Annotated in this window: 9 protein-coding genes; all 9 read left to right on the top strand. The window is 37.2% G+C overall.

Annotation, left to right across the window (positions count from 1 at the left end):
- Positions 1-133: 133 nt before the first annotated feature.
- The 9 genes from sps_RS14190 (at position 134) to sps_RS14150 (ending at position 12072) form a co-directional block, all read left to right on the top strand.
- Positions 134-727 (top strand): hypothetical protein, encoded by a 594-nt coding sequence (locus sps_RS14190; protein WP_077753130.1) that lies wholly within the window; start codon positions 134-136, stop codon positions 725-727.
- Positions 728-767: 40 nt separating this feature from the next.
- On the top strand, positions 768-1367 hold the full coding sequence (locus sps_RS14185; RefSeq protein ID WP_077753129.1) for a hypothetical protein: 600 nt from the start codon (positions 768-770) through the stop codon (positions 1365-1367).
- A gap of 229 nt (positions 1368-1596) precedes the next feature.
- Positions 1597-2118: a hypothetical protein gene (locus sps_RS14180; RefSeq protein ID WP_077753128.1), complete on the top strand. Its 522-nt coding sequence runs from the start codon at positions 1597-1599 to the stop codon at positions 2116-2118.
- A 13-nt stretch (positions 2119-2131) separates the two neighbouring features.
- Positions 2132-4933, top strand: coding sequence for a CS1-pili formation C-terminal domain-containing protein (locus tag sps_RS14175; protein WP_077753127.1), 2802 nt, complete (start codon positions 2132-2134; stop codon positions 4931-4933).
- Positions 4934-4942: 9 nt separating this feature from the next.
- A complete protein-coding gene (locus sps_RS14170; protein ID WP_077753126.1) occupies positions 4943-5647 on the top strand; it encodes a fimbrial biogenesis chaperone in 705 nt (234 codons plus the stop codon).
- Positions 5628-6677 (top strand): hypothetical protein, encoded by a 1050-nt coding sequence (locus sps_RS14165; RefSeq protein WP_077753125.1) that lies wholly within the window; start codon positions 5628-5630, stop codon positions 6675-6677. The genes sps_RS14170 and sps_RS14165 overlap by 20 nt, the downstream gene beginning before the upstream one ends.
- Positions 6678-6741: 64 nt before the next feature.
- Positions 6742-7404: a LysM peptidoglycan-binding domain-containing protein gene (locus sps_RS28855; protein WP_237157839.1), complete on the top strand. Its 663-nt coding sequence runs from the start codon at positions 6742-6744 to the stop codon at positions 7402-7404.
- A 92-nt stretch (positions 7405-7496) separates the two neighbouring features.
- On the top strand, positions 7497-9773 hold the full coding sequence (locus tag sps_RS14155; protein ID WP_149027279.1) for a hypothetical protein: 2277 nt from the start codon (positions 7497-7499) through the stop codon (positions 9771-9773).
- Between the two features lie 34 nt (positions 9774-9807).
- Positions 9808-12072: an Ig-like domain-containing protein gene (locus sps_RS14150; RefSeq protein WP_077753122.1), complete on the top strand. Its 2265-nt coding sequence runs from the start codon at positions 9808-9810 to the stop codon at positions 12070-12072.
- Positions 12073-12109: the final 37 nt, after the last annotated feature.

Below are 12109 nucleotides of genomic sequence, written 5' to 3'. Positions count from 1 at the left end.
AGTGCTAATTATCTAGGTTATATATCCGATATAATAATTGGACCTACGAGGTTTAGACTGGATAGGTTAAATTATTAATGTTCTTACCACTAGGTTAAGTAACAAAACTAAACGTACAAAAAAGGTTTATTAGATGAAAAACATTATTGTCTCTGCAGCTATCACTTCTCTGTTTTCTTTATCTGCAGTGGCTGCAGATCCCACTCCTGGTACAGTTGATTCAACCAGTGCAACAATTGAATGGACAGCTGATATACCTGTAGTTGTACCTGGCCAGTACATCACACTTACTGGTGCTGACCGTGGTCCAGTAAAATCTGGAGTGCTTGATATCAAAGCGGATGGAACCTTCACTTCAACCCCTGTAGCACTAGAAGTTCGTTATTATGACGAAGAGTCTGATACCGTTGGTGGCGGAGTGCTTGTCGGTGAAAACACTGCTGATGGTGCTTCAAATGCAGACTCTATCACCTACTCAGTGAATTCCGTTGCATTTACATCTGCTCAAAATATTGATCTTTCTGCTACAACGGCACAAATTTTTATGAATGATGTTGCAGTTGATTCTAATAAAGACTTGGAAGCACCGTCAACAGAGTCTTGGAAAACAAACTGGAAGATTCAGAATGGAGTGGGATCAAGTATACAAGATGTTGTCGCTGGTGATACCGTGACTGCAACAACAGTCGTATTTGCAGAAGTCTCTTTTGTAGACCCAGCCGTATAAATTATATTGAATTATGGCTGAATTAAATAGGAGTTACAAAATGAAAAAAATCATTATATTTACAGCCATAACTTCATTTTTTTATTTATCTATAACAGCCGATACCGTAATAGCTGGGCCTGTTGCTGGCACTTCTGATTCTAGTAGTGCAGCAATTCAGTGGGCTGCTAATATCCCTGTAATTGTACCTGGTGAGTTTATTACGTTTACCGGTGATAATTCCGGCCCTATAAAAGATGGCATGCTTGATATTCAAGCCAATGGAAAGTTTTCTTCTACCCCTGTATTGCTAGAACTTCGTTATTATGACGATGAAACAGGCGATATTGGGACTGGAGTGATTGTTGGTGAGGATGTACCTGGCTTAGGACTTGTGAAGGCAAACACAATCACCTATAGAGTGAGTGCGGTTCAATTGACCTCTAAACAGGATAACGATTTATCTGGCACTCAGGCACAAGTTTTGATGAATAATGTACCAGTGTCGTCTAACGTCGATCTAGTGGAGACTGATGCCGATTCTTGGAAGACGAGTTGGTCTATTAAGAATAAACCGGGTTCAGGTATAGATGATACGGTTGCTGGAGATACAGTGACTGCGACAACAGTGATATATGCAGATGTAAATTTCGCTAATTAATTATCTTATATAGTTAATTATTAAAATATGAGTGTACACATAAAACTAATTTAGTTATTAGCAACACTCCGCTGTTTATATTTATCTACGGCTATTAGTAGCAAAGCGGTCACGGCCGCTTTGTTGTATATTTTACTCAAGAAAGAGTAGGGGGTTGTGGAGGGTATTTAGAGTCACTGTATGTGTTAAATTAGAATCAACTATATTTTAAGGTACTCCTTATCTTATTATGAAATTTAAAACTATGTATTTTTCACTTTTTATGTTTATGAGTAATTTATCCTATTCAGCTGATCGAATAGAGAAAAATATTTTTCTGTATGCCCACATTAACAATGAAGAATTTTACTCTTACAGTGTGACTAAGTTTGGTTTTAAGCAACCATCCTTAGATATTGAATACAACCAAAGTGTAGAAAAGTTTATATCTAAGTCTACAACAGTGTTTATAAAGACAGATATTCCTGTTGGTTTTAGTGCCGGCTTTGAAATAACTCCTACAGTTTTAGAAAGTAGTTGTGTTGATGTCGATGGCAGTATCGATGTAGAAGGGTTTGCGACATATTATATGGACGGTCAAGCTCTACAGATCGAAAAGCCAATTGTTTTTGATTATTTTAATAATTCTAATTCTCAGTTCTTAAGTGATACAAGAGAATTCTCTATCGAATTTTCCCCTACACCTGGGCTTGATGTGTGGAAATCTCGTTGTAAGGGAAGTGCAACTTTATATGTGGCTCTAAGCTTTTAGTGGAATATGACCGATGCTTAAATATTATTTCTTTCTACTACTGTTACTGACAGGAACTGCACACAGTCAATATATCCCTAAAGGTTTTCAACATTTTTATGAATATGAAGAGCGTACAGTTTTATTTACTCTTCCTAACAATAACTATTATGAAACTAAAGTCTATGCTAATTATTATTCAATTAGTAGGATTGAAAATGTAAAAAGTTTTTATGAGGCTTTGACCAAATCTGGAATAAAAAATGATCGAGTTGAAGAGGTTGTAGCTGCGATTTTAAGTAATGACGTCAATCAAGGAGGAATTCAGTCTTTATATTCTTACGAAGATAACAAGTTACAGCTTGATGTAAGTTCAGATTTTATGAGTGAAAGTAAAGGGAAAGTAAACTATACCCAAATATCTCCAGACCCCAGTGCGATTATCGTTAATAATCGCCTGTATACTAGTTACTATGATAATGATTTTAATTCGACGTTAAATAATGGAACCATAATTGGATTGGGAAAAGGTTATCTAGAGACTGATGTGTCTTTATTTTCAAGTACAAAAGGTCATGAAAGTACAGATTTTGATGTGAATAATCTGAAGTATGAGTTTAACTTTGAAGGACATTCTTTACAGTTAGGTTATTCATCATATAATCTAGTAAAAAATAATTCTACATCTCTTTTAGATTTTTCTCGTAGTAAAAATAGCTATTACCTTAGCTTATCTTCAAGTGACAACTTATTAGCTATCAATGACTCTCAACAGAAACAGTTATATTTTGACATTAAAAATTCAGGTACGATTGATGTTATACGAGATGGTAAAACCTTGTTTAGCCAGTCGTATCCCAAAGGGCAGCATTCAATCAGTTATGCTAAATTACCCAGAGGGAATTATGATGTTGAATTGAGGATCCGTGCAGATGGTTATGCCGAAGAAAGAATAATAAGACGAATAAGTAATAACATCAGTAAAACAAGTCACAAAGGCTATGACTATAACGTCAGTTTACGTCAGTCTGAATATGATACAGAACAAGATGTCGAGACTTTAGCATATGCAGAGGTATCGATTACTAAATCTCTGTTTAACGATACACTCCTATTGGGATCTAACAGTCGAAGCGATGGTGATTCTATTGATGTTGGTGCGGCTGCTATTTATTCAGATCCTAATTTAAGTGCTGCCATTTATTACAATAAACTTCCGAGTGGGATTTTTTATCAGACTTCTTTGAGCTTATTTGGATTAAACTTAGATTATGAATATTTAAATGTTAATGGGATAGGGCCAACAAATAATTTGGTGTCTGCTGTGTATGGTCAGCAATCCTACGACCAGCTCATATTGTCATATTCTTTTCCCATTGCGAATGGCAGTGTAAGTATTTATGGTAGTAAATTACATCGTGATGCCAGAGAATTTAATAATTATAACAGTTCATTACATCATAATTATTTTATGTATGATGATACTTATAATACTGCAATGGATAGCCATGATGGGTATTTAGCTCAAGATAGCAGTGAATATTATACCGGGAAGATTGATAGTACTAACCTAGCAGTAAACTATCAAACTAATATACTTAATAATATATCATTAAATGTTGGTTATTCATTGTCAATGAGTGATCAAGTTATAAATAAACGAGACGGTATATTTTCATTAAATATCTCAATTCCTTTAGGCAATGATCATTTATCCTACTCAGGGGGCTATGAATCATCGAATCGTAGTAGTGGAAGAGTTACTAACACAGTTAGCTATCATGAAAACGAGTTAGGGTTATTTTCATCCGTCGATTCAAGTGGGGGGACTTCATTGAGTAACTATCTCGATGGTGAGCAATCTGAGACTAGTTTAAATGGAAATATTAGTTTGAATAGTGAACAGTTTTACGCAAGCGGGTATGGTAATTATTCAAGTCAAGGTAATAGTAATTTATCCATGACTCTAGAATCAACATCGATTATCTCGGGAGAAGGAATTTACCAATCTAAATATTTTAATGATTCATATATTATTGTAAATAGTAATAATTTTTTAGATGATATCGATGAAGATGAAAATACTGGAGTGCTAGGATTACAAGTTAACAATGGCCGATACGTGGATAAAAATATTACGGGTAAAACGACGCTAATTGGGTTGGATTACTTTAAAAGCTATGAAATAAATCTAGATAATGAAATTAGTGGTTATTCATCACGAGATCGGGAGAAGTATAAAACTGACATAATGTTTTCTTACCCTGGCTCCGTACATACAATATCTAGTGATGTTGAAGAGGTCACATCCTTCCTTAGTTATTTTGAAGATTTTAATAATAAATCCTTAAACAATATTCAGTGTTTAGGTGAAGCTTGTGTTTCTGTTAGCAAGGTCGGTGATGGTATTTATTCAATATCACTTATTAGGGATCAGTCTTTCAAAATTGTTTCCAACGATCAGTTCTGTTTTGTTGGACCAGAGGGCGAGAAAGGTCATCAAGCTAAAATAAAGTGTTTTCCAACTATTGAAACGACCGATGATGGCATGCAGTTGGTTTCCTCAGGATTAGGAAAACAAGGTGATTTTATCTACTACTTAGGTGAATTAGATGAGGATATCCCGGACCGAATAATTAAAGGTTTGAAGAAGGCTAATATTGAATATATAGAGTATGAATTTGCGCAAGAAACTCATTTGTTTGTAAAGCTCAAAAGTAAAAGTAAAAGTAAAAGTAAAAGGACATTAATAAGCCTTGTTCAAATGAATATTATCAATGAATTACAGTCATATGTAAGCAATGATAGTGAAAACAATAGTTTCGCACTTAAGTAGGTAATTAAAATGTTTAGACAAGAACTAAAAGTGGTTATAGCAATGACAGCTTTAATTTTTAGTTGTCAATCTCAGGCTATTGCAATTAGTAGCTTATTTGAAGTTGCGGATGTAAACACTCATCTCGCAGATATACAGGTGATAAATAATGACGGTAAAGATATGTTTATTAATCTTGAAATGTCAAAAGTCCATTATATTGAGGGTGAAAAAGTGGAGGAGAAACTTAACAAGGACAATGTGCAGGATTGGACATTTCGTGTCTCTCCATCACAAATGATCCTCAAGCCAGGAGAAAGAAAAACAATTCGAATGCTTAATGATTGTGATGAATATTGTGAATTTCCTGAAGATCAAGTCTACGCGGTATCTGTGACTCCGGTTCCTTACAGTGAAGGGAAAAAATCGGCTGTAGCAGTGGCTTTTGGCTACAAGGTTTACTTTATTGACCCTGCGTCAGAAGTTAAAGTTGATTACGATCTGAAACGAATTTCAAAAGATAAAATTAGTTTTGAAAATAGAAGTAACACTATGCTTAATGCTGTTTTAAATCTATGCACAAAAGATTTTAACTCTGATTGTATTTATGAATACCGCTTGTTGCCTAATTCAAAACGAGAGTTCAAATTACCTCTTAAGAGTCAGGAAGAATCAACACTTAAATTTTCAGTGATTAATGCTAATGAGGTTGTTCATGAGAGAGTTACTCTTTAGCGTTGTGCTATTTATATCATGTAGCGCAAATGCCTATGCGTCGATAATTCATGGCAAAGTCACTGGAAACATGATTCAGTGGACGAATGCTACCACCAATGGTAATGAAATACAGCAATCAGTATGGCAGTCAAGCAATTCATTCAATTTACTACCTGTATTACGTTGGAGTCCTGCATTTTACCAAAACTCGTTAAGGTCATTAACATTTACCTCTGAGTTAGGGGCAAGGGTCGAGACTGATTTTAAAAATACCGGGATCGAGTTTCGTACTGCAAATTCTTATAACACTAGTAATGGTGGTATTGATGCTGGTCTTAATACAGGACCACAGTGTCAAACAGGGGAAGATTCTGGAGGAGACTTCTTGTTAAAATCGGCTTCATCATGCGGTGTTAATTTTACCTTAGTTCAACAACAAAAATTAAGGCCGTTTGATTTTTACCGAACTTTCTTTGAATTACCTGATTTATTAGCGGACTTTACTCTGGCTAATGTACCTGCGGGTCGTTACCTTGCTTCTTTTAGTCAACCAGTTGCATATTTTTTGATTTATGAACATCAACAAGTTGAATCGTATCAAATTTATTATGACCAGGTTCAAGTTATTATTGACTATAAACCTAGCTTTATTTCATCCGTGAATCTAATCGGTGATGGTCAGTTTGATCTTGAGTATGACACTGAGGAACATAGTGTAAAAGGACAAACTAAATATGCTGTCAATGTCAGTGGATACATTAATCCAGGTATAAAAATGTCCTTCCTATCATCAGGAAATGAGGGCGATTTTTCTCTAGAACATACTGAGGCATCTAGTAAGATCCCATACAAACTAATATGTGAAAAATGTAACGATAGACTCGTTATCAGCAATGGAACTATGAGTGAAGAATATGCTGAAATAGGTTTAGTAGGTAACAATTTGAATTTCATTTTAAACTTTAGTTTTAATGATGTATATGCAGGGGAAGTTGATGAAGGAGATTATAGCGATGCGGTCACTATTATTTTTGAACTTGATTTATAAAGTTAGGTTATTGATATTATCTGGATTGTTATTTTCCCCAATACTGTATGCAGGATCTGATGATATGATTTATAAAGTTAATGTCGGTTTATATAACCCTAAAGGCGATGATGGTGTTCAGCAAGAAGACTTTAAATCATATTTAAATTTTGGAGCCCAATACGGGCTATCTGATTCGTTTAGTATAAGTTTGGATACTTATATTTCAGATGAGGTTGACGCACTTTTATATTTGGGCGGGAGTCTTAATTATACTTATAAAGTCAGTGATGGCTACGATATATTCTCACGTCTAGGTGGGGATGTTATGGAGGGGGAGTTTGTACCTAAGGCGAGCTTTGGTATTGCAGCTCACTTATCTAAAACGATGACTTTTAATATAGAGAGTACGGTGAGAAGTACAGATGAATTTTCTGAATACCAGTTTTCTATTGGCTTGAGTTATAAGTTTGGTAATGAAGGTGTGGCGAGTACTCTTCCCGTTAAAACATCAGGTGATAAACCATTAGAATCAATCATCGAACCTGATTATGCAAAGGCTTCTGATCACAGAGTTAACTATCCTGACAATGAGTCAAATAAATTTTATGTAATAGTTAAAGGTGACACACTATGGGATATATCAGAACGATTTAATATAGAACTTTCAAAGCTAATATTGATGAATGCTAATGTTGTTAATAACCCTGACCTAATTTATCCCTGTACGCGTTTAACTTTAAAGTAGATGTTTTACATTTATTCATCATTTATATCTCAGCCATCGATAATTACAACGAGACAATTAAACCAATGATAAATCTACAGAGAATTACGCTTTTGGCTATGCTGTCATTTTTTTTAATCGGATGCGGGGGGGATGGGACGACATCAGACACTGGCAATGGTGGCAATGAATCTGGTGAAAGTATCTCTATTGATACGCAAGATACATTGAATTTTGCATCAGAAAGTGTCTTAACCTCTGTGGATTTAGCAAAAAAAGTGAGAACTGATAGCGAGCATGAGTTACACATAACAAATATTGCCTTGCTCTCAGATCATAATAACTGCGACTTTGTTGATATGGATGGACTTCAGTTTAGAATTGAAACCAATGGATCTCAAGTTTGTCGCTTCAGCTATACCGTTGAGCCTATTAGTGAGGATTTTTCGGGAAGTCAGTCTGGCATCAGTCAAATTGTGGTCTCTGATGTACGAGATGTACGAGATGTACGAGATGTACGAGATGAAAATATATTACCTGAGTCTTTGCCTCCTATCAGTAAAATGGCTTATCAATCGGAGGTTTTATCTATTGATTTAACTCCATATTTACCTGATGGTTTTACTCTTGATACTAAAAGTATCGAGTTGACAGGAACGACTGACACCGGAGAGTTGGGCTCTTTTGAGTCTCAGAATAGTAGCATCACTTATACGGCCCCGGATGAGGCACTGGGAGTGGTTAGAATTTATTATTCAGCCATTAACAATATAGCTAATCTTCTTCCCGGAGTGATTTATGTCAGTATTAGTGATCTGGCTAACGCCAATACAGCTCCGATAGCCAGTATTAATGAGGTGCTTGGAGATAAAATATTAGCCGACAGCCCGACAGATTCATTTTCAATAAATATAGAAGATTATATTTTCGATGCTGACGGAGACAATCTACAACTCATCGACGTTTATACTAACGGTTTAGGTTGGGCGAGCGATCTAACTCAATTTACGTTCGAATATAGTCCTAACCTAAGTGGCATGCAATATATCACTTACATAGTGGCTGACCATCACGGTGGCTACGGTATTGGAACCTTAAATTTTTACGTTAGGTCATATGACTTCATCTTTGATGCTGATCAGAATATAACGTTTTACCCGACTTACACATTAGAGGAGATTGCCAGCACTGAGGGCACTTTTAGTGATATATACGTTGAAAATGGAACGCAAGGTGAAGCTGGTGAATATCCCATTTTTAATGAAGACTTGGCTGATGCCTACTGTGTAACTCGAGGGCTGGTATTACCAAGAGCTTCTCAACTTCAGAGTTTATATACGGATCCATTAGGTAGCCGCTCTGTTTTTGAAACAAAATACAAATGGCCCTCAGGCTCCTCTTATATTGCAACCGATGGAACCTTCTCATTAAATGACGGGACTAGCAGTGCAGCAAGTGGTCAAGAAGGGTATGTATCGTGTGTAGAGCAAGTTGAATTCCCCAGTGACTACAATTTTAGCTCAAAGTACTTAGGTGCTGATTGGGATGAAAATACCATAGTGCTGGCTTCTGCTGCTGTTGACGGAAACAACATCCCGCTGCCCCCAAGTAAATATGGATTAAAGTATACCGTTGTAGACACCAACCCCGAAGGATTAGCTGGGGAAGTCATTGTTGAAGTACACGAGAATAATATCGTTGTAAAAAAACGCTCTGATGCTGTATTCCAGGCAGTCCTAGAAATTACAGACCTTATGGTGCAAGGAGATATACAAGACACTACCACGCTGATAGTTGGAACTGGAGCGTGCCCTAATGGGGTAACTGTGAATGATACTCAGTATTTAGGCTGTATCCCAGTGCTGGATAATAGGGATACTAGTGAAAAATATACAGGGGCGGTAGCTGACCATATCCTGATTAACTTGGGCTATCAATTGGATCAATTTGGTGATGATATTCCCTATCTTAAAGCGTCAAATACAACCCCTGAATACTCCTATTACGATCTCAACGATGTTTCTGATATTTCCGAGTCAGTGATGAAATCAGCCATTAATCAGTATGCGCAAGATTATTGCGATATTGCTAACGCAGTCGAATTAGGTGGGCGTGACAATTGGACTTGGTACATCCAGAATCCAGACAATACCATGAGAGAAGAGTGGTTTTCTAATGCTACTTTCCCGATGGCTCAAAATCTAACTAGATGGATATCTAATGAGGCAGGTATCGATCTTGCCATGTCAGGGCAAGGGGTGTTCTTTTTTAAAGACAAGACTACAAACCAGCTTAATCAGAATGTTGATACTCAGGCTATAGCATATCAACCTAGAGGATCGAGCGATCATAAAGCTTGGCAGTACATCACATGTTACTCCCCAGACTGAAAACTCAAACAACTATAGCGTGAGGCTTAATAAATTGATTTTATTAAATAAAGTTACTATTTTAGCTCTGCTGTCATTCATTTTACTCGGATGTGGTGGCCAAGAAACTGGATCGGATACAGATAACGGTGGTAATAAGCCAGCCGAGAGTATATCTATTGATACGCAGAACACATTGGACTTTGTACCTGAAAGCGTCCTTACTTCGGTGAATTTAACCAGTAAAGTCAGATCTGATAGCGGACAGGATTTACATATAACAGATATTACACCGCTCTCAGATTACAATAACTGTGACTTTGTTGATGTGAGTGGGCTTAAGTTTAGAATTGAAACTGAGGAAGCCCAAGTTTGCCGGTTCAGTTACACCGTTGAGCCACTGAGTGGGGATTTTTCAGGTAGTCAGTCAGGTATCAGCCAAATTGTCGTCTCCGATGAAAGTACAGTATCTTCTCCCTTGCCTCCTATTAGCAAAACGGCGTATCAGTCAGAGGTGCTAGTTATTGATTTAACTTCTTATTTGCCTGAAGGTTTTTCTCTTGATAATACCAGTGTCGAGTTGGTTGGATATACTGACACCGGAGATGTTGGTGCTTTTGAATCTCAGGGGAATAGCATCACTTATACAGCTCCGGATGAGGCTTTAGGGGTCGTTACAATCTATTATTCCGCCATTAACGATCAAATGGATATTCTGCCTGGTGTTATTTATGTCACGATTAGTGACACTGCTAATACAGCACCGATAGCTAGTATTAACGAGACACTTAGAGATAAAATATTAGCCGACAGTCCGACAGGTTCATTTACTATAAATATAGAAAATTATGTGTCCGACGCTGACGGAGATGAGCTACAACTGGCCGGAATTTATACTAACGGTTTAGGTTGGGCGACTAATCTAACTCAATATACGTTCGAATATAGTCCTAACCTAAGTGGCATGCAATATCTCACATACGTAGTGTCAGACGATCGTGGCGGCTATGGTATTGGCACCTTAAATTTTAAGGTTCGCTCATACGGTATTATTTTTGATGACAATCAAGACGTAACTTTTTATCCCACTTATACATTAGAGGAGCTTGCTAGTACCAATGGGTCATTTAGTGGTACATACACTGAAAATGGAACACAAGGAGAGGCTGGGCAATATCCTATTTTCAATACAGACTTGGCTGATGCTTACTGTGTAACCCGGGGGCTGGTATTGCCAGCAATCTCTCAACTTCGGAGTTTATATACAGACCCATTAAGTAATAGTTCAGTTTTTACTAGTCAATACAAATGGCCCTCAGGCTCATCCTATATGGCAATCGATGGAACCTTTTCGTTATTTGATGGAGCTAGCAGTTTAACAGCGGGGCAAGTGGGCTATGTATCGTGTATTGAGCAAGTCGAGTTGCCCAGCGACTACAATTTTAGTTCAAAGTACTTAGGCGCTGATTGGAATGAAAATACCATAGTGTTAGCCTCTGCAGAGGTTAACGGGAACCATATTCCACTGCCTCCGAGTAAATATGAATTAGAGTACAAAGTTGTAGATACTAATCCGGCAAATCTAGCTGACCAAGTTATTGTTGAAGTACAAGAAAATAATATAATTGTAAAGCAAGCTTCCACTCGCGTATTTCAGGCTGTTTTAGAAATCACAGACCCCAATAATGTGCAAGGAAGTCTACAAGACACAAGCACGTTAATTGTTGGGACTGGGGCGTGTCCTAATGGGGTAACTGTAAATGATACTCAGTATTTAGGCTGTATCCCCGTATTGGATAATAAAGAGACTAGTGAAAAATACACAGCAGCGGTAGCTGACCATATCCTGATTAACTTGGGGTATAAATTGGACCAATTTGGTGGTGATATTCCTTATCTTACAACGTCAAATACAACTCCTGTTTACTCATATTACAGTACCGATATTTTAGGTAAATCAGAGTCAAACATTAAAGAATCCATTGGCGTATACGCGCAAGATTACTGCGATATTCTTAACGCCGCCGAAGTTTCTGGGCGTGATAATTGGATATGGTACCAGCAAGGGGGCATATCCAGTCCTCCTTCCCGTGAACAGTTTGAAAATTTAGAAGGCACATTAGCGGCGGAGCTGACACGCTGGATGAGTGATGCAACGGGGCTGAGTGTAGCTGACGTTGGTCAGGGGGTTTTTGTGTTCCAAGATGCAATCACACACCAATTGAATCAGGATGTAGATAACAACCGCATGAGGTATCAATACAATACCCAAAACCCTTGGAAAGCTTGGCAATATATTACATGTTACTCATCTGATTAAAACTGTTAATAAAAAACCACCTCGAAAGGTTAATGCC

It is taken from the genome of Shewanella psychrophila, assembly GCF_002005305.1.
Lineage (GTDB): Bacteria > Pseudomonadota > Gammaproteobacteria > Enterobacterales > Shewanellaceae > Shewanella > Shewanella psychrophila.
The sequence above is the reverse complement of the archived record's forward strand: the minus strand, read 5'-3'. Positions and strand labels throughout refer to the sequence as shown.